Origin of the sequence: Parvibaculum sp. (assembly GCF_035325945.1) — a bacterium.
Classification (GTDB): domain Bacteria; phylum Pseudomonadota; class Alphaproteobacteria; order Parvibaculales; family Parvibaculaceae; genus Parvibaculum.
Window position 1 is genome coordinate 360,424 of record NZ_DAOKYX010000001.1, and the last position, 18,016, is coordinate 378,439.

General features: G+C 65.3%; 16 protein-coding genes. 9 read left to right on the forward strand and 7 right to left on the reverse strand.

The annotated features are described in order from the left end of the window. The first annotated feature begins 10 nt into the window (after positions 1-10). Together PKA57_RS01770 and PKA57_RS01775 are read left to right on the forward strand one after the other, a co-directional pair. Complete coding sequence (locus tag PKA57_RS01770) at positions 11-1,360, forward strand: NAD(P)-binding domain-containing protein (RefSeq protein ID WP_324297200.1); 1,350 nt, start codon at positions 11-13, stop codon at positions 1,358-1,360. Beyond that, positions 1,357-2,175: an SDR family oxidoreductase gene (locus tag PKA57_RS01775; RefSeq protein WP_324297201.1), complete on the forward strand. Its 819-nt coding sequence runs from the start codon at positions 1,357-1,359 to the stop codon at positions 2,173-2,175. Before PKA57_RS01770 ends, PKA57_RS01775 begins: the two co-directional genes overlap by 4 nt. A gap of 3 nt (positions 2,176-2,178) precedes the next feature. Here the strand turns inward: PKA57_RS01775 and PKA57_RS01780 are convergent, their stop codons facing one another. The 4 genes from PKA57_RS01780 to hisS form a co-directional block, all read right to left on the reverse strand. Beyond that, positions 2,179-2,949: a sulfite exporter TauE/SafE family protein gene (locus tag PKA57_RS01780; protein ID WP_324297202.1), complete on the reverse strand. Its 771-nt coding sequence runs from the start codon at positions 2,947-2,949 to the stop codon at positions 2,179-2,181. Positions 2,950-3,160: 211 nt separating this feature from the next. Next, positions 3,161-4,123 carry an ATP phosphoribosyltransferase gene (gene hisG / locus PKA57_RS01785; protein WP_324297203.1) on the reverse strand — a complete coding sequence of 321 codons (963 nt, stop codon included), beginning with the start codon at positions 4,121-4,123 and terminating at the stop codon, positions 3,161-3,163. Beyond that, positions 4,123-5,295 carry an ATP phosphoribosyltransferase regulatory subunit gene (locus PKA57_RS01790; protein WP_324297204.1) on the reverse strand — a complete coding sequence of 391 codons (1,173 nt, stop codon included), beginning with the start codon at positions 5,293-5,295 and terminating at the stop codon, positions 4,123-4,125. The genes hisG and PKA57_RS01790 overlap by 1 nt, the downstream gene beginning before the upstream one ends. 88 nt (positions 5,296-5,383) lie before the next feature. After that, positions 5,384-6,907 (reverse strand): histidine--tRNA ligase, encoded by a 1,524-nt coding sequence (gene hisS, locus PKA57_RS01795; RefSeq protein ID WP_324297205.1) that lies wholly within the window; start codon positions 6,905-6,907, stop codon positions 5,384-5,386. 511 nt (positions 6,908-7,418) lie between these two features. Between hisS and PKA57_RS01800 the strand changes: the two genes are divergently transcribed. The 4 genes from PKA57_RS01800 to PKA57_RS01815 all read left to right on the forward strand — a co-directional run bounded on the left by PKA57_RS01800 (position 7,419) and on the right by PKA57_RS01815 (position 11,585). Beyond that, positions 7,419-8,954, forward strand: coding sequence for a histidine kinase dimerization/phospho-acceptor domain-containing protein (locus PKA57_RS01800; RefSeq protein WP_324297206.1), 1,536 nt, complete (start codon positions 7,419-7,421; stop codon positions 8,952-8,954). A gap of 99 nt (positions 8,955-9,053) precedes the next feature. Then, a complete protein-coding gene (locus PKA57_RS01805) occupies positions 9,054-10,472 on the forward strand; it encodes a cytochrome ubiquinol oxidase subunit I (protein WP_324297207.1) in 1,419 nt (472 codons plus the stop codon). After that, positions 10,469-11,476, forward strand: coding sequence for a cytochrome d ubiquinol oxidase subunit II (gene cydB, locus PKA57_RS01810; RefSeq protein WP_324297208.1), 1,008 nt, complete (start codon positions 10,469-10,471; stop codon positions 11,474-11,476). Before PKA57_RS01805 ends, cydB begins: the two co-directional genes overlap by 4 nt. Continuing rightward, positions 11,463-11,585 carry a hypothetical protein gene (locus PKA57_RS01815; protein ID WP_324297209.1) on the forward strand — a complete coding sequence of 41 codons (123 nt, stop codon included), beginning with the start codon at positions 11,463-11,465 and terminating at the stop codon, positions 11,583-11,585. Before cydB ends, PKA57_RS01815 begins: the two co-directional genes overlap by 14 nt. Positions 11,586-11,597: 12 nt before the next feature. Here PKA57_RS01815 and PKA57_RS01820 read toward each other — a convergent pair whose 3' ends face one another. Next, positions 11,598-13,043, reverse strand: a complete 1,446-nt coding sequence (locus tag PKA57_RS01820; protein ID WP_324297210.1) for a short-chain fatty acyl-CoA regulator family protein — start codon at positions 13,041-13,043, stop codon at positions 11,598-11,600. Positions 13,044-13,235: 192 nt separating this feature from the next. Here PKA57_RS01820 and aceB point away from each other — a divergent pair, with 192 nt between their 5' ends. Both aceB and aceA read left to right on the forward strand, forming a co-directional pair. After that, positions 13,236-14,855: a malate synthase A gene (gene aceB, locus PKA57_RS01825; RefSeq protein WP_324297211.1), complete on the forward strand. Its 1,620-nt coding sequence runs from the start codon at positions 13,236-13,238 to the stop codon at positions 14,853-14,855. 54 nt (positions 14,856-14,909) lie between these two features. Next, positions 14,910-16,208 carry an isocitrate lyase gene (gene aceA, locus PKA57_RS01830; RefSeq protein ID WP_324297212.1) on the forward strand — a complete coding sequence of 433 codons (1,299 nt, stop codon included), beginning with the start codon at positions 14,910-14,912 and terminating at the stop codon, positions 16,206-16,208. 74 nt (positions 16,209-16,282) lie between these two features. On the opposite strand, the gene PKA57_RS01835 is transcribed toward aceA, so the two are convergent. Next, positions 16,283-16,675 (reverse strand): hypothetical protein, encoded by a 393-nt coding sequence (locus PKA57_RS01835; protein ID WP_324297213.1) that lies wholly within the window; start codon positions 16,673-16,675, stop codon positions 16,283-16,285. A gap of 14 nt (positions 16,676-16,689) precedes the next feature. Beyond that, positions 16,690-17,058 carry a nuclear transport factor 2 family protein gene (locus PKA57_RS01840; RefSeq protein ID WP_324297214.1) on the reverse strand — a complete coding sequence of 123 codons (369 nt, stop codon included), beginning with the start codon at positions 17,056-17,058 and terminating at the stop codon, positions 16,690-16,692. Between the two features lie 89 nt (positions 17,059-17,147). Here PKA57_RS01840 and PKA57_RS01845 point away from each other — a divergent pair, with 89 nt between their 5' ends. Then, positions 17,148-17,987, forward strand: coding sequence for a helix-turn-helix transcriptional regulator (locus tag PKA57_RS01845; protein ID WP_324297215.1), 840 nt, complete (start codon positions 17,148-17,150; stop codon positions 17,985-17,987). Positions 17,988-18,016: the final 29 nt, after the last annotated feature.

Sequence of the window (18,016 nt, forward strand, 5' to 3'; positions counted from 1 at the left end):
GAGCCGATCGATGGCCGAAGCGGGGCGTGTCTGTGTAGTGGGCGGGGGGCCGGCGGGGCTGGCGCTGGCGCGGAGTTTTCTCGCCCTCGGCATTCCGTTCGATGTCCATGAGCGGCACGCCGATGTGGGCGGATTGTGGGACCCGTCCAATCCGGGCTCGCCCGTCTACAATTCCGCGCATTTCATCTCGTCGAAGACGCAGTCGCATTATCACGACTTCGACATGCCGGAGGACTATCCGGACTATCCGTCCAACCGGCAGATTCTCGCCTATATGCACGCCTTCGCCGATGCCTATGGCCTTCGGCCGCATATCCGCTTCAACACGGAGGTGAAGGAGGCGCGCCGCGAGAAGACGGGATGGCAAGTCACGCTCTCGACCGGCGAGACGAAGCATTACGCCTCGCTCGTCTGCGCCAACGGCACCAACTGGCACGCCGCCATGCCCAAATATCCGGGCCTCTATACGGGCGAGATGCGCCACGCGCAGACCTACCGCTCGATGGACGAGTTCAAGGGCAAGCGCGTGCTCGTGATCGGCGCAGGCAATTCGGGCTGCGACATCGCCTGCGACGCGGCGCAGAGCGCGGACAAGGCCTTCATCAGCATGAGGCGCGGCTATCATTTCATCCCGAAGCATATATTCGGCATTCCGGCCGATGCCTTCGCCGCATCCGGCCCGCAGCTTCCGATGTGGCTCGAACAGCGCGTCTTCGGCGTGATGCTGCGCGTCCTCAATGGCGATCTCACGCGCCTCGGCCTCAAGAAGCCCGATCATCGCGTCTTCGAGACGCATCCGATCGTCAACACACAGCTTCTGCACTTCCTCGCCCATGGCGACATCAAGGCGAAACCCGATGTCGCACGCTTCGAGGGCAAGACCGTGCATTTCACCGATGGAAGCTCGGAGGAAGTCAACCTCGTGCTCTGCGCGACGGGCTACCAGTGGAAGGTACCTTATCTCTCGCCCGACGCCTTCGTCTGGAAGCACGGGCGGCCGGACCTCTACATGAACCTCTTCAGCCGCGAGGATGGCGCGCTCTACGCGCTCGGCTTCATGGAGACGAATGGCGGGGCCTACAAACTCTTCGACGAGATGGCCGACCTCATCGCGCGTACGATCCGCGCCCGGGCAAATGGCGGCGCGGAAGCCGATCGCATCGACAAGCTCATCGCGAACGACCGGCCCGATCTCAGCGGCGGCATCCGCTTTGTCGGCTCCTCGCGGCACGCGACCTATGTGGAGATCAATGCCTATCGCAAGCAGATGAAGCGCCTGCGCAGGCGTCTCGGCTGGCCCGCTCTCGCCGATGGCTGCTTCGAGCGCCTTCGCGCCGCGTCCGCCAGAGAGGCCGCATGATGAAGAAGGCTTTCATCACGGGCGGCGGCGGCGCCATCGCCGGGGAAATAGCGCTTCGTCTCGACAAGCGCGGCTATGGCCTCATCCTCGCCGATATCGACGAGGCGCGCATGGGCGCGGTGGCAAAGCGCCTCTCCCGCCCCGCGCTCGCCCTCCGCGCCGATCTTTCGACAACCGAAGGCATCGCTGCGCTCGCCGCCGCCATCGAGACGGAACATTCCGACCTCGACCTCCTCGTCAACAATGCGGGCTTCATCGAGCCCGGCGATGCCGACCGGCTGGCGCCAGATGTGCTCGACCGGCACATCTTCATCAACCTCATCGCCCCCATGCAGCTCACAAGCGCGGCGGCGCGGGTCATGCGCCCGCGCGGATCGGGCGACATAGTTTCCATCGTCTCCATGGGCGGGATCATGGCGCTCAAGGGAAGTGCCGCCTATGCCGCGTCGAAATTCGGCCTTCGCGGCTTCCTCACCTCGGTGCGGGCGGAACTCGCCGGCGATGGCGTGCGCGTGATGGGCGTCTTTCCAAGCGGCGTCGATACGCCGATGCTTCGCTACGAAGCGACGCATGGCGGCTCGCCGCTCAATTTCATGGGCAAGGTGCTCACCGCCGCCGAAGTCGCGGACGCCTGCATGGCGGCGCTCGACAGCGGACGCCTCGAAACCTATGTGCCTTACAGCGACAGCGTGATGGCGCGGGTGATGGCGGCCATTCCCTGGGCGATCGAGAAAGTGCTGCCGCGCTTCGAGGCTTCGGGCGAGAAGGGCCGGATCAAGTTCCTCGCCGAACGCAATCTCACGATCGAGCGCTGACGCTCAGGCGACAAGGAGACTGAGGCCCCGCCAGAGCAACACCGCGCCGATGGCAAGCGTGATGCGCTGGCTCCAGACGCGAAAATTGCTGTCGGTCATGCGGTCGAGCACTTTCTTGCCCGCCGTCGTGCCCGCCATGGAAAGCGGAATGACAGCGAGGAAGATCCACCAGGGCAGAACGGCGGCCGGGCCCGCGCCCGCCGTCTCATCCGCCGCCACGCGCAGGATCAGACCAAAATAGACGAGCTTCAGGATATGGCTCAGCGTCTGCGTCACCGCCTTGGTTGCGACGACCTGATGGCGCGTGAGCGAGGTGCGGACAAAGAACACATCGAGCAACGCGCCCGCCACTCCCGCCGACAGGTTGAGAAGCGTGACGAGAAAGCCGCAGATCTCGGCAGCGCCGCGCTTCGTCACATCGAGCGCCCAGCGCTGCGGCACGGCGGCGGCGGCGAACGGCACCAGACCGAGAAGGAGATACATCGTCACCTTGTCCGGCACATAGGCAATCGCGGTCAGCAGCGCGAGGCCGAGCATAGAGCCGATGATGTAACGGCCGAAGATGCGCCAGTCGATGTCAGCCCGGTTGAGCACGGCGCGATAGCCATTGGCGGCGGCCTGCGTCGCGCCATGCAGCATCATGGCCGCGCTCACCGGCAGCACCCAGGCCAGAAAGCCCATCAGGATCATGCCGCCCGACATGCCGAAGATGCCGGAAATGGCCGAAGTGAGAAAAACGACGGCGCCGATGGCGGCGGCAAGCAGAGGTGTCATGAGAGGCATCTCCGGCCAGAGGAGCCAATGAGGGCATTTACTTCATTGACATATATCTGCGCCCGAACGGCTTACCGATCAATAACCTATTGATTTTATTAATGTCATTTATTGACAGCCTGCGCCTAACCCAATCTGTCCGATTGTGATGATTGTAAAATAATCAGGCGCGGTTCCACGCCGGACTTGTCGCGCCAATGGGCCGGGACTTCTAGAGCCCCAGGCGCGCCTCGAGCCGGGGCAGAAGATCGCTCCTTGCACGGAATATATATTCGGCCGCCGACACGGTGACGGTGCCGCAGCCAAGCTCGCGCAGCTTCGTCGCGACGGCGTGAATGTGCTCGCGCGGACAGAGAACGGAATTCTCCTTTCCGCCATCCAGACAGCCGAAATCGCGTCCGAGCGTGGCGAGCGCCGATGCCGCGTCGGAGAGGCCGCCGCCCGCCGTCACGACGGCATGGCTGTCGGCGAAGCGCTTGGCGTCGATCCGGTCGAGCATGGCGCTTGCGGCGGCGAGCGCGCGCGCGCCCCAATCCGCACGAAGGCTTGCCACGAGGTTCGCCTGGCTCTTCAGCATCACGCCATCGTCGAGAACCTTGAGATTGTTCGCGGCGAGCGTCGAGCCCGTCGTCGTGATGTCGACGATCGCTTCGGCCGTTCCGGCCGCGGGCGCGCCTTCGGTCGCGCCGCTGCTTTCGACGATGCGGTAATCGACAAGCCCATGCGCGGCGAAGAATTCGCGCGTGAGATTGAGATATTTGGTGGCGATGCGGAGCCTGCGGCCGTGCCTGCGATGAAAGGCGAGCGCCACATCGTCGAGATCGGCCATGGTGGAAACGTCGATCCAGCTCTGCGGCACGGCGACGACGACATCGGCATGGCCGAAGCCGAGCGGCAGCAGAAGCTCGACGGAATTGTCGGCATCGGCGAGCTGTTCGCGGATGAGGTCTTCGCCCGTTACGCCGAAATGGATGGAGCCGTCTTCGAGGCGGCTTGCGATCTCGGACGCGGACAGAAAGGCGACGGCCACGTCCTTCACGCCGGAGATGCGGCCCACATATTCGCGCCCGCCGCCCGCCTGCTTCACGGCAAGCCCCGCACGGGCGAAAAAGGCGTTGGCGTTCTCCTGCAGGCGGCCCTTGGAGGGAATGCCGATGATCAATGCGTCGCCCATCAGCGAACCTCCCCCGTTGCGCCCGCCAACCGCTCGAGCGTGATGGCGCAGCCGACCGCCGGAATGCGCGCGGACGCGCCGAGGCTTTGCAGCAAGCCGTCATAGCGCCCGCCGCCCGCGACGGCACCCTCCGGGCCCTTTCCGGCCGCGCGCAGCTCGAAGACGAAGCCGGTGTAATATTCGAGCGTGCGGCCGAAGCCCGTCTGGAAGCGGGCGCGCGAAAGATCGACGCCCTTCTTCTCGATGAGTTCGAAGCGCCGTTCGAGAGCCGCCAGCTCCCGGCCGATCGAAATGCCCGCCGCTTCCGTCAGATCACGGATCGCTTTCGCCGCATCCTTGGGCGCGAGAGAGAGTGAAAGGAATGCGCCGATGAGATCTGCCGTCTCTCTTGATAGAGGCGCGGTATTGGCGTCGGCCGCGCGCTCCAGAAACCGCTCGGCGATCTCGGCGATGCTGCGACCGCCGACCGGCGCGATGCCTGCAAGGTCGAGCACATCGGCGATGACCCTCTTGGCGCTCGCCTCGTCGAGCGCGCCCAGCGCGGCAAGAAGCCCGGCCTGCGCGTCGCCGCCCACCGTGGCGCCATTGGTCGTGAGCCGCGTCACCAGTTCCTTGAAATAGGCAGGCCGCCAGAAGTGCCGCTTGAGGCGCGAGCGCCAGCCCGCCGGAATGTCGAGCGCATCGACCAGCGCATCGAAAAGCGCAAGATCGCCCATTTCGATGTCGAAGTCGCCCAGCCCGCCCGCGCGAACGGCATCCGCCGTCAGCGCCAGCATCTCGGCATCGGCGGCTTCGGCGTCCGCGCCGCCGAAGAACTCCGCGCCCGTCTGCACGAATTCGGCCGATTTCGACGAAGCGCTCGGCTCGAAGCGGAAGACGGGGCCGGAATAGCAAAGCCTCGCCTCGCCCGCGCTCCCACCTTCGAGATAGAGACGGCAGGTCGGGATGGTGAGGTCGGGCCGCAGGCAAAGCTCGCGGCCGCCCGGATCGCTGAAGACATAGAGGCGGCGGCGGATATCCTCGCCCGAACGGTCGAGAAAAACCTCCGCGGGCTGCAGAAGCGGCGGCTCGACATAGGCGAAGCCCGACTTCTCGAAGACGGCGCGCATGGCCGCCGCCATGCCCTCGCGGGCGCGGCGCGGCTCGCTCATGGTGGCTGGCGTCGATGACATGGATTTGACCTTTCGCGCGCCCTATCCTCCGGACGCGCCCTGTTTAGCATGAATTTCGTTAATTTCGGGAATGCTAGAGAGCGATCGCCTAGCGGCGATGCTGCCCCGAATGGAGGCCGTGCCGGGCAAGAATTTCGCGCACGCCCTCGACGAGCCCTGCCCGCTCGACCTCGATCTGGGCGGCGGCGCCCTGACGCCACTCGGCATTGTCCGTAATCTCGCGCGAGACTTCCGCGCCGAGGATCAGGTCCTTGAGCGTGACCACGCCCCTGGCGCGCTCGTCCTCGCCCTCGATCACGGCAACGGGCGCGCCGCGCTTGTCGGCATATTTCATCTGGGCGCGCATGCCGGAGCCGCCGAGATACATTTCGGCGCGCATGCCAGCGGCCCGTAGCTCGCTCACCATGGTCTGATAGCCGGCCATGTTCGCGGCATCGAGCGTCAGCACGACGACCGGCGCGGCAATGGCGTCCTCCTCGACGCGGCCCAGCGCCTCCAGCGCCGCCTGAAGGCGGCTCACACCGACGGAAAAGCCCGTCGCCGGAACCTTCACGCCCTTGAAGCGCTCGACGAGGCCGTCATAGCGCCCGCCCGAGCCCACCGAGCCGAAGCGGACCGTATTGCCGTCCTCATCCTTCACGTCGAAAAGAAGCTCAGACTCGAAGACGGGGCCGGTGTAATAGCCAAGGCCACGCACGATCCAGCTATTGAACTCGATACGGTCGGCGCCATAGCCCGCGGCGGCGAAGAGCGCGTCCATCTCGGCAAGCTCCTCGATCCCTTCGCGGCCGATGGCGCTGTCGCCCACCACATTGCGCCAGCCCGCGAGCACGAACCCACGATCGGCGGAGGCCTCGTTAAGGCCGGATTCCACATAGTCGAGCACGCGCGCGATCTGCTCCGGCGCGAGACCCGCGCCCTTGGTAAAGTCGCCGGATTCATCCTTGCGGCCCGCGCCGAGCAAAAGTTCGACGCCCTTGCGGCCGAGCTTGTCGAACTTGTCGATCGAGCGCAGCACGGTCATGTGCGTGCGGTCGCCCGCATCGCTACCAAGGCCGATCTGCTCCAGCAGACCGTCCAGCACCTTGCGATTGTTGACGCGGAGACGGTACTGCCCGCGCGCAAGGCCGAGCGCCTCCATCGTGTCGCAGGCCATCATGCACATCTCGGCATCGGCCGCGACGCCGGGCGCGCCGACCGTATCGGCGTCGAACTGGGTGAACTGGCGAAAGCGGCCCGGCCCCGGCTTCTCGTTGCGCCAGACAGGGCCCGTCTGATAGCGGCGGAAGGGCTTCGGCAGCGCGTCGAAATGCTCCGCGACATAGCGGGCAAGCGGCGCCGTCAGATCGTAGCGCAGCGCGAGCCACTGCTCGTCATCGTCCTGAAAGGAAAAGACGCCCTCGTTCGGCCGGTCCTCGTCGGGCAGGAACTTGCCGAGCGCATCGGCATATTCAAGCGCCGAGGTCTCGAGCGGATCGAAGCCATAGCGCTCATAGACCTCGCGAATGCGCGCGATCATGCGCGCCTCCGCCCGCACGAGCGGCGCGGCGACATCGCGCAGCCCCTTCGGCACGCGCGCCTTGGGGCGATAGGTCTTTTCCTGCTTGGCCATGATCGTCCGGAGCCCTGGAAGCGCTTCGGAAAAGCGCGGGCGCATACCTAACCCATTGCATCCACGGGAACAAGGTTGCCCGTCCCGGCTGGCGGCCGCGAATCAGCACATTTTTAACGATGGCTGCAGGCCGGGGCGCCGGACCGCCGCGCCACGCCCGAATCCGGGCGCCGGGCAGCAGGAAACGACGTTTCCGTTTACCCTGCCGCGCCTTGCCGGCGATGGCCCAGAGCATTGAAATTCCTGGTTTTTCCACCACGGGGCGACGTACCACTTGTGGCTTACCCACAGCCCGCCCACCAGATACGCGGCATCTTTACCAAGCGTTTACCAATTGGGCGGATCGTGGGGACAGATCGATTCGGAAGACGCGCCGCATCCCGGCTGACGGCTTCCGAAGAGTTTTCCGGCCGGGCCGGAAAGGAAGCTTAACCGGGGGCGGGATCGATCGCGTGACGGGTGGAACAGTGATCAGATCGATCCAGGGTGGGGGGCGAAGGGCAAGCCTATGATGCGCCAACCCAAGGAGACGTCGGCAGCCGGTTCCGCGTCAGCAACGCGCCAATATCAGGGCGAAGAGCGCCTGCAGCCGCTTTCCGCGCATGTCGTGAGTGACGATGCGCCCTTGCGCGAGGCTCTGCGCGGCCTCGATCCGGCAAACCTCGCCGGCCCCATCAATTTCAGCTTCTCGCGCCCCTCCGATGGCATTGACCCGCTGCTCTCGCCGGGCCTCGATGTGGTACTGATCGACATCGGCGCGGGCGGATCCAAGGAAATGGGCTTTCTCAAGCGCGCCATCGCGCTTGGCCCCGATGCGCCGGTCGTTGCCATCGGCAATGACGATGCGAGCCTCCAGATCGCCGCGATCGAGGCGGGAGCGGAGGATTGCATCGAGTGCGACGCCCGCGCGCTGCGTAGCCTCACGCTCGCTATTCGCCGGGCCACAGTGCGGCGCTCGGCGCGGGAGGAGCGGTGCACGGCAAGCGTCCGCCCGGTAGCGGAACCCCAGGTCACGCTGGTGCAGGAGACGCCCGAGGCCATCGTCATCCTCGACAGCCAGGGCAATGTCCGCTTCGTCAACGGCGGCGCCGAGGAGCTTCTCGGCCGCATGGCGTCGGAAATGCTCGGCAAGCCCTTCGGCCTGCCGATCGAGCCCGGCGAGCACGAAGTCGCCGTCATCAGGCCCGATGGCGACAATCGCTTCGCGGAGATGCGGATCGTGGACACGCAATGGGGCGGCGTGCCTGCGCGCGTTGCCGCGCTCAACGACACGACGGTGCGCCGCAAGCTCGAACGAACGATGCAGGCCGCCGAGGCGCAGAGCCGCGAGACGCTGAAGCGCAGCCGCAGCTTCTTCTCCAACGTCAATCACGATCTCAGGACGCCGCTCACACATATCATCGGCTTTTCGGAGCTGATGAAGAACGAGCAGTTCGGCCCCATCGGCCAGCCGCGCTATCGCGACTATGCGCGCGACATTCATTCGAGCGGCGCCATGCTTCTCGACATGATCGAGGATCTTCTCGGCATCGCGGAAGCGGAGACGGAAGAACTCGATCTCACCAACGAGATCTGCAATATCGGCCAGCTCGTCGAGATCGCCGCCGCGAGCCAGAAATTCCTTGCAGGCAAGGAAGGCGTGCGGCTCGAGATCGACTGCCCGCCGAGGCTGCCCGGCCTTCGCGGCGATGCGCGGCGGCTGCGGCAGGGGCTTTTCCGGCTGATCTCCGAGGCGATCCACTGCGCGCGCCGGGGCGCCACGCTGCGGCTCTCCGCGCGCGAGGAAGACGGGCGCCTCGTCCTCACCGTCGCGGAAGATCCGCAGAAGGACGAAATCGCCGCCCAGACGCCGCTTCCCTATGCGCTGGAGCGCCATGACGATCCGTTCGTGAGTTCGGAGGACAGCGGCACCGCGCGCGAGGAAGGGCTCGCCCTCTCGCTCACCCGCAAGGTGATGGAGTTGCATGGCGGCACGCTCGATATCGGAAGCGCCGCCCAGCCGATGTCGATCATGCTGAGCTTCCCGGCTGACCGCGTGATCCGCTGAGCCCGAGTGCCGGGCGATCGGGCCCGGCGATTGGCGCTGTGACTTGCGAGCCCGCCTCATGTATATTCATGAGGCTCGAAATGGGTTCGGAGACAGGCCATGCCGGAACTCGACGTCGTCGTCCTTTCGCGCCTTCAGTTCGCCTTCACCATCTCGTTCCACATTATTTTCCCCTCCCTGACGATCGGCATTTCGGGGTTCCTCATGCTCGTCGAGGCGCTCTGGCTCAGAACGGGAGAGGACATCTACAAGCGGCTCTACCAGTTCTGGGTGCGCCTCTTCGCCCTCACCTTCGGCATGGGCGTCGTCTCCGGCATCGTCCTTTCCTATGAGTTCGGCACCAACTGGGCGACCTTCTCGCGCATCGTCGGGCCGGTCATCGGCCCCCTCATGGCCTATGAGGTGCTCACCGCCTTCTTCATGGAAGCGGGCTTTCTCGGCATCATGCTTTTCGGCTGGGACAAGGTGGGGCCGCGCCTGCACTTTCTCGCCACCTGCCTCGTCGGCGCGGGCACGGTCGTCTCGGCCTTCTGGATCATCTCCGCCAATAGCTGGATGCAGACGCCCGCAGGCGCGCATCTCGACATGGCCGCCGGACATTTCGTGCCCGACGACTGGGCGGAGATCATCTTCAATCCATCCTTCGCCTATCGCTTCCTGCACATGGTGGCGGCGGCCTATCTTGCGTCCGCGCTTTTCATCGCCGGCATCTCGGCCATCTATCTCCTTGGCGGCAAGCACACATTGCTCGCGCGCACGAGCTACTCGATGGCGCTCTGGGCCGTGCTCGTGCTCGCCCCTCTGCAAATCCTCATCGGTGATCAGCACGGGCTCAACGTGCTCGAACACCAGCCGACCAAGGTCGCAGCGATGGAGGGAAACTGGGAGCGGCAGGCGCGCGCGCCCATCCTCTTCTTCGCCATTCCCGACGCGAAGCGGGAGATCAACCATCTCGAAATCGGCATTCCGGGCATAGCGAGCCTCATCCTCACTCATGACATGGACGGCATCGTGCCGGGCCTGCGCGACGTGCCGAGAGAAGACAGGCCGCCGGTCGGCATCGTGTTCTGGTCGTTCCGCCTCATGGTGGCGCTCGGCCTTCTCTTCCTGCTGATCGGCCTCTGGAGCGCCGTGGCGCGCTCGCGCGGCCGTCTCGATACGGACAAATGGCTGATGCAGCTTTCGGCGGCGGCAACGCCGCTCGGCGTCGTCGCCATTCTCGCGGGCTGGTTCGTCGCCGAGATCGGCCGCCAGCCCTACACGGTCTATGGCTTTCTTCGCACATCCGACAGCGTGTCGCCCGTGGTCGATGCAAGCGCGGTGACGACGAGCCTTGCCATCTTCCTCATCGTCTATGGCGGGCTTTTCGGCGCCTATCTCTACTACTTCACCAAGCTCGTCCGCATCGGCCCGCGCCCGCCAGAGCGGCCGGAAAGCGAACCCGAGGCCATTCAGGGCGCGCGGCCCGGCCTTGTCCTGCCGCCAGCCGATGCAACAGGCGCGGAGGTGACACCATGATCGACCTGCCCCTCATCGCCGCCGGCGTGATGGCGCTCGCCATCCTTTTCTATGTGGTGCTCGACGGCTTCGATCTCGGCGTCGGTATCCTCTTTCCATTCGCGCCCGACGACACGGCGCGCTCGACCATGATGAATTCCGTCGCCCCCGTCTGGGACGGCAACGAGACATGGCTCGTGCTCGGCGGCGGCGGGCTCATGGTCTTCTTCCCCACCGCCTATGCGGTGGCGCTGCCCGCCTTCTACATGCCGATCATGGGGCTTCTCTTCGCCCTCATCTTCCGGGGCGTCGCCTTCGAGTTCCGGCATGGCGCGACGACGAGCAAATACATATGGGACCGCGCTTTCTTCGGCGGCTCGATCGTTTCGGCCTTCATGCAGGGGCTGCTGCTCGGCGGGCTCATTCAGGGCGTGCGCGTCGAGGATCAGCGCTTCGTGGGCGGACTCTTCGACTGGCTCACGCCCTTCTCGGTCCTGACGGGCATCGGCGTCGTCTGCGGCTATGCGCTGCTCGGCGCGACATGGCTCGTGCTGAAGACGGAGAATGCGACGCAGACATGGGCGCGGCGCGCGGCGATGGTGACGGGAGGCGGCGTCATCGTGGCGATGGGCGCGGTCAGCATCCTCACACCGCTCATGTCGCCGGCGGTCGCGGAGCGCTGGTTCGGCGGCATCAACATCATCGCCTTCGCGCCCGTGCCCGCGCTCACGCTCGCCGCGGCGGCCGCGCTTTACTGGACGCTCATCGCGAAATTCGAGCGCGCGCCCTTCGTCTGCGCCATCTCGCTCTTCCTGCTCGGCTATGCGGGGCTCGGCATCAGCCTGTGGCCCAACATCATCCCGCCTTCGCTCACGTTTCATGAGACGGCGGCGCCCGACGCGACCATTCGCTTCGCGCTGATCGGCGTCGCGATTTCTCTGCCCATGATCCTCTTCTACACCTGGTACGCCTATAGCGTCTTTCGCGGCAAGGCGAGCGAGCATGGCGGCTATGCGGAGCACTGAGGAGGCGCGAACGGGCCACCGGCTTCTCTGGTTCGTCGCGCTGTGGGTCGCGGGCGTGGCGGCGACGGCGCTCCTCGCCTATGGCCTGCGCGCGATCCTCTCGCTCTAGCCTTCCGCGCTCTCAAGTATTGTTGACGGGAATGCCGAAGGGCGACACGCCGCGCACATGGTCCTCGACGCGCAGCCGCTGCTTCAGGGGCGGGAAGGCGCGCTGAGAGCAATCGACCCGCTCGCACAGGCGGCAATTCACGCCGATGGGCGTCGCGCCCCTTTCATCGTCGAGATCGTAGCCGCGGCTATAGATAAGCTTGCGCGCATGGGCGATGTCACAGCCGAGGCCGACCGCATACTGATCGCCCGGCACGCCGATGCCGGAGCCGCCGCGGCTCACCGTGCGCGCGATGGAGAAATAGCGCGTGCCGTCCTCCATCTGGATCACCTGGGTGTAGATCTGGCCGGGCACGCGGAAGGCGTCATGCACGTTCCAGCGCGGGCAGGTGCCGCCGAAGCGCGCGAAATGGAACCCCGCCGCCGAGAAGCGCTTCGACACATTGCCCGCATTGTCGACGCGGATGAGGAAGAAGGGGATGCCGCGCGCGCCGGGGCGCTGGAGCGTCGTCAGCCGGTGGCAGACCTGCTCGAAGCTCGTGCCGAAGCGGCGGCCGACGAGCCTGAGGTCGTAATGCGTTTCCTCCGCCGTCCTGAGGAAGGCGGCATAGGGCATCAGCAGAGCGGCGGCAAAATAATTGGCGAGCGCGACGCGGCAAAGCGTGCGCGACTCCTCGTCCTCAAACCCCGAGGTTTCGACGATGTCCTCGATCGCGCGGGACTGCTCGAAATAGCCGAGCTGATAGGCGAGCTGGAACGAGCGGCCCGGCTGATCGACGAGTTCCGAGAGGAAGATCGTCTGGCGGTGCCGGTCATAGCGGCGAAGCTCCCCCGACATGAGATCGGCAGGGACGACGCGCGTCGTCACGCCATGAGCAACGCGAAGATAGTTTCTGAGGCTCACATAGGGCTCGTCGGCGCCGAGCGAAGCCTTGCGATAAAGCTCCTCCGCCGTCTCGTCGAGCACGGGGAAGTGATTGTTGCGGCTGTTGATGAAATCGCGCACCACTTCGAGCGGCGCGCTCACCGCCTGCCCGCCATCGAGGAGATCGCGGTCGGCGAGCCTCTCGGCAAGTAGCGCCGTATTGGCCACGGCCTGCTGATAGGCGCGGTAGAGAGATGCGATGCCCTCGGCGGCGACAGGGCTTGCCGAGGCCACCTCCTGCATGTCCTGGACGGTCATCCCGCTGTCGCGGAAAAGCGGATCGGCGAAGACCTCGCGCAGCGCCGTCAGCGCCCGGGCCTCGTCGTCGCCGGCGAGGCTGCGCAGCTCGACGTCATAGACCTCCGCGAGCTTGAGCAGGATCTGGGCCGACATGGGGCGCTGGTTGCGCTCGATGAGATTGAGATAACTCGCCGAAATGCCGAGATCGGCCGCCATGCGCGCCTGGGTCAGGTTCAGTTCCCGGCGCAGGCGCCTAACACGCGGCCCCGCAAAGACTTTTTTCTCCGACGCCATGGCGTGAAAACCCTCGTTCCATGCCAGAAAGCGGCATCTTATTTTACAAGCTTTACATTCACAACCGTTTTCAGCGTTAACGCTGTAATGTTCTTTACTTTAATAGTTTCAAAGACTTAGGAATGTTTTGGACATTTCGTTGTCGTGGCTGTATGACCTCGCCAACATCCATCATCAGCGGAGGCATCGGGTATGAGCCAGTCGACAGCCACGGCCAGCACCAGCGGCATCAACGTCCGCGGAAAGATGAAACCCGGCTATGACCGGGTGCTCACAGCCGAGGCGCTCGCCTTCGTCGCCGATCTGGAGCGCCGCTTCGGCGCCCGTCGCCGTGAGCTTCTTGCCGCACGCGACGAGCGCCAGAAGCGCTTCGACGCAGGCGAGCTTCCCGACTTCCTCCCCGAGACGAAGTCCATCCGTGAAGGCGACTGGAAGGTCGCGCCCATCCCGCAGGACCTGCTCGACCGCCGCACCGAGATCACCGGCCCCGTCGACAATCGCAAGATGGTCATCAACGCGCTCAATTCCGGCGCGCAGTCCTACATGACCGACTTCGAGGACGCGGCCGCGCCGACCTGGGACAACATGATCGGCGGCCAGATCAATCTCATGGATTACTGGGACGGCAAGATCGGCTTCACGGAAGAAGCGTCGGGCAAGAGCTACAACGTCAAGGAGAAGCCGGCCGTCCTCATCGTCCGTCCGCGCGGCTGGCACCTCGAGGAAGCGCATGTCGAGATCGACGGCCAGCCCATGTCGGGCGGGCTCTTCGATTTCGGTCTCTACTTCTTCCACAACGCGAAGAAGACCAAGGCCCACAACACCGGCCCCTATTTCTATCTGCCGAAGATGGAGAGCCACAAGGAAGCGCGGCTCTGGAACGACGTCTTCGTCCACGCGCAGAAGACCCTCGGCATCCCCAACGGCACGGTCAAGGTGACGGTGCTCATCGAGACGCTGCCGGCCGCCTTCGAGATGCACGAGATCCTTCATGAGCTGAAGGACCACATCGTCGGCCTCAATTGCGGCCGCTGGGACTACATCTTCAGCTACATCAAGCGTCTGGGGAAGAACCCGAACTACCTGCTGCCGGATCGCGCACAGGTCGTCATGGGCAAGAACTTCCTCAATGCCTATTCGCTCCTTCTCGTGAAGACCTGCCATGAGCGCGGCGCCTTCGCCATGGGCGGCATGGCGGCGCAGATCCCCGTGAAGGGCGACGAAGCGGCGAACGAGGCCGCCTTCGCCAAGGTCCGCGCGGACAAGGAGCGCGAAGCCAATAACGGCCATGACGGCACCTGGGTCGCGCATCCCGACCTCGTCGCCGTGGCGATGGAAGTTTTCGGCAAGCTCACCGGCCCGAACCAGCTCGCGCGCCAGCGCCAGGACGTCCATGTCGGCCAGAAGGAACTTCTGGAGCCGCATCAGGGCGAGCGCACCGAGGAAGGCATGCGCGAATGCTGCCGCGTCGGCGTGCAGTATATCGAAGCCTGGCTCGGCGGGCGCGGCGCGGTGCCGCTCTACAATCTCATGGAAGACGCGGCGACGGCCGAGATCAGCCGCACGCAGATCTGGCAGTGGCTCTATCACGGCGCCACGCTCTCCGACGGCCGCAAGGTGACGCCGGAACTCTTCCATGAAGTGCTGGCCGACGAGATGACGAAACTGCGCGCCACGCTCGGCGAGACGCGCTGGACCTCCGGTCACTTCGAGGAAGCCATCCGTCTCTTCGACGAAATGGCGACCGCAGAGACCTGCGAGGAATTCCTGACCCTTCCGGCCTACAAGCTGCTCGTCAGCCACGAGGCCTGAGAAAGACGCTCCGAGACTGTACCCAGAACCTTTCCGACCCCAAGGAACCTACCTATGAGCAAGAAGACCTTCTACGATCTCATCCCGAGCGCGCCCAAGGGCCGTTTCGACAATGTGAAGCGCAACTATTCGGTCGAAGACGTCGAAAAGCTGCGCGGCTCGTTCCCGATCGAGTACACGCTCGCAACCCGCGGCGCGAACAAGCTCTGGGAACTCCTGCACACGACCGACTACGTGCACTCGCTGGGCGCCCTTTCCGGCAACCAGGCCATGCAGATGGCACGCGCGGGCCTCAAGGCGATCTACCTCTCGGGCTGGCAGGTTGCCGCCGACAACAACACCGCAGGCACGACCTATCCCGACCAGTCGCTCTATCCGGCGAACTCGGGCCCGGAGCTTGCCCGCAAGATCAACCGCACGCTGAAGCGCGCTGACGAGATCGAGCACTCGGAAGGCGGCGCGAAGCGCGACTGGTTCCTGCCGATCGTCGCCGACGCGGAAGCCGGTTTCGGCGGCCCGCTCAACTGCTTCGAGATCATGAAGGCCTATATCGAAGCGGGCGCCGCCGGCGTCCACTACGAAGACCAGCTCGCCTCGGAGAAGAAGTGCGGCCATCTCGGCGGCAAGGTTCTCATCCCGACCCGCGCCCATGAGCGCAACCTCAACGCCGCGCGCCTCGGCGCCGACGTGATGGGCGTGCCGACCCTCATCATGGCCCGCACGGACGCGGAATCCGCGAACCTCATCACCTCGGACATCGACGAGCGCGACCACGAGTTCATCGACTTCGACGCCGGCCGCACGGTCGAGGGCTTCTACCGCCTGAAGCCGGGCAAGGGCGTCGACCACTGCATCAAGCGCGGCCTCGCCTTCGCTCCTTATGCGGACCTGCTGTGGTGGGAAACCTCGCACCCGAACCTCGAAGACGCGAAGCGCTTCGCCGAGGCGATCCGGAAGGAATATCCGGACCAGCTCCTCGCCTATAACTGCTCGCCTTCCTTCAACTGGGAAGCGAACCTCGACAAGGCGACGATCGAGAAGTTCCAGCGCGAAATCGCGGCCATGGGCTACAAGTACCAGTTCGTGACGCTCGCCGGTTTCCACCAGCTCAACTACGGCATGTTCCAGCTCGCTTCCGCCTACCGCGATCGCGGCATGGGCGCCTATTCCGAGCTGCAGCAGGCCGAGTTCGCGGCGGAGAAGAACGGCTTCACCGCGACGCGCCACCAGCGCGAAGTCGGCACGGGCTACTTCGACCTCGTTTCGCTCGCAGCGGGCGGCGGCGAGAGCTCGACGACTGCGCTGGCCGACTCGACCGAAGCCGCGCAGTTCAAGACGGCCGGCTCGCACTGATCCGGCTTCACGGCTGAAACAACGAACCCGCGGAGAGCGATCTCCGCGGGTTTTTGTTTGTCCACCGTCACGAATCATGCCTGACGGCGGAGTCCGATGAATTGCAGCTCCGCGAAGACGCCGCCGACAAGCGCCTGCGCCACAACGAAAACATAGCCGAGCCGTGTCGGCTCGACCCAGCCGCTTGCGAGGAGCGCGATGCTGTCGATGACCCAGAGCGCGTTGAGGATGATGATTGCCATCGCGGCCTTGCGCGAAATCGGCTGGCCGTTTGCAGTGATGTAGACGAAGCCGGAAAAGAGGATGAGCAGCAGGCCTGCGTAGAAAACCAGATTTTCAGGCAGGCCGAGCAGAGGGGCGAGGAGCGATGCCGCCACAGCCATGAGCAGGCCGGTTGCGCCGGTTCCGATTGCATCCACAAGCAATGCGTTGCGGAGCAGCGAGGGGGAAGAAAGAATGGCTTGCATGGGTCTTTCTCCTTTCAAGCATTTGGCATCTGATCGAGGAAGCCGGTGATGGCGGCGAGCCGCCCGTCTTCGGCGATGACGCCGAAATCGGTGCCCGCTATGCCCGCCTCCCTGCCATCCGGCCCGATGAGTTCCCAGCTGAAGCGCAGGCGGGCATTGTGCCCCTCGCCCTGGCCTACCTGCTGGAAGACATGGCCGGGGAACTGCGCCTGCGCGCCCGCGATCATGCGGTCGATGCCCGCATGGCCATGACCCGCCATGACGGGATCGATATAGGCGGCGTCCTCGGTCCAGTGCCGCTCGATCAGCGCGCGGCGGCGCTCCGCATCCGTCTCGTTCCAGATGGCGAGGTAGCCATCGATAAGGTGATTGACGTCGGTCATACTGATCTCCTGATGAAGCTTTGCACGAACGGCTGCGATCCTCGGGCCGCGCCGTGCGCCAGTCGATTACCCGGGAGGTAATTGCCGCCATGTCGCGAACGATCAAAACTGACGGCATGTTGAACATGAACCGCCCCGCCGCCGTCGGAGATCTGCTGCGCGCCTGGCGCCAGCGCCGGAGGCTCAGCCAGCTCGAGCTGGCCTGCGACGCCGATATCTCGGCGCGCCATCTGAGCTTTCTCGAAACCGGGCGCTCGCGCCCGAGCCGCGAGATGCTGCTGCATCTGAGCGAGCTTCTCGATATTCCCCCGCGCGAGCGCAACGCGCTCTTCATGGCGGCAGGCTTCGCGCCGCTCTACACGGAAACGGCCATGACGAGCCCCGCCGCCGAGGAGGCGCGCCGCGCCGTCGAATTCATGCTCACGAGCCACGAGCCCTCGCCCGCGCTCGCCGTCGACCGGCACTGGACGCTCGTCGCCGCCAACCGCGCCATCGGCCTCTTCCTTGCCGATATCGCGCCGGAGCTTCTCGAGCCGCCGGTCAACGTGCTGCGGCTGAGCCTCGATCCGCGCGGGCTCGCCCCCCGCATCGTCAATTTCGGCCAGTGGCGCGGCCATGTGCTGCACCGCCTGCAACGGCAGGTCGCCGAAAGCGGCGATGCGACGCTCGCGGCGCTCCAGCGCGAGCTTGCGGCGCTGCCCCATTCCGGCGGCCGGTCCACCGCCCGCCTCGACGAGCCCTATGGCGACATCGTTCTGCCGTTCCGGATCAGGAGCGAGGAAGGCGTGCTCTCCTTCCTCACCACCACGACCGTCTTCGGCACCGCGGTCGACCTCACCTTTTCGGAACTGGCGATCGAAACCTTCTTCCCGGCCGACCCCTTCACCGCGGCGGCGCTGCGCCGAAAACTTCCGCAGACAGCGGGCTGACCGCCTTTCGCTCCGCGCGGCGGCTTGCT

Coding starts and splice junctions, on each gene's coding strand:
- PKA57_RS01800 (WP_324297206.1), top strand. CDS start 7,419: ATGCGCCAACCCAAGGAGACGTCGGCAGCCGGTTCCGCGTCAGCAACG.
- PKA57_RS01780 (WP_324297202.1), bottom strand. CDS start 2,949: ATGACACCTCTGCTTGCCGCCGCCATCGGCGCCGTCGTTTTTCTCACT.
- aceB (WP_324297211.1), top strand. CDS start 13,236: ATGAGCCAGTCGACAGCCACGGCCAGCACCAGCGGCATCAACGTCCGC.
- hisG (WP_324297203.1), bottom strand. CDS start 4,123: ATGGGCGACGCATTGATCATCGGCATTCCCTCCAAGGGCCGCCTGCAG.
- PKA57_RS01815 (WP_324297209.1), top strand. CDS start 11,463: ATGCGGAGCACTGAGGAGGCGCGAACGGGCCACCGGCTTCTCTGGTTC.
- PKA57_RS01845 (WP_324297215.1), top strand. CDS start 17,148: ATGTCGCGAACGATCAAAACTGACGGCATGTTGAACATGAACCGCCCC.
- cydB (WP_324297208.1), top strand. CDS start 10,469: ATGATCGACCTGCCCCTCATCGCCGCCGGCGTGATGGCGCTCGCCATC.
- aceA (WP_324297212.1), top strand. CDS start 14,910: ATGAGCAAGAAGACCTTCTACGATCTCATCCCGAGCGCGCCCAAGGGC.
- PKA57_RS01820 (WP_324297210.1), bottom strand. CDS start 13,043: ATGGCGTCGGAGAAAAAAGTCTTTGCGGGGCCGCGTGTTAGGCGCCTG.
- PKA57_RS01835 (WP_324297213.1), bottom strand. CDS start 16,675: ATGCAAGCCATTCTTTCTTCCCCCTCGCTGCTCCGCAACGCATTGCTT.
- PKA57_RS01805 (WP_324297207.1), top strand. CDS start 9,054: ATGCCGGAACTCGACGTCGTCGTCCTTTCGCGCCTTCAGTTCGCCTTC.
- PKA57_RS01840 (WP_324297214.1), bottom strand. CDS start 17,058: ATGACCGACGTCAATCACCTTATCGATGGCTACCTCGCCATCTGGAAC.
- PKA57_RS01770 (WP_324297200.1), top strand. CDS start 11: ATGGCCGAAGCGGGGCGTGTCTGTGTAGTGGGCGGGGGGCCGGCGGGG.
- PKA57_RS01775 (WP_324297201.1), top strand. CDS start 1,357: ATGATGAAGAAGGCTTTCATCACGGGCGGCGGCGGCGCCATCGCCGGG.
- PKA57_RS01790 (WP_324297204.1), bottom strand. CDS start 5,295: ATGTCATCGACGCCAGCCACCATGAGCGAGCCGCGCCGCGCCCGCGAG.
- hisS (WP_324297205.1), bottom strand. CDS start 6,907: ATGGCCAAGCAGGAAAAGACCTATCGCCCCAAGGCGCGCGTGCCGAAG.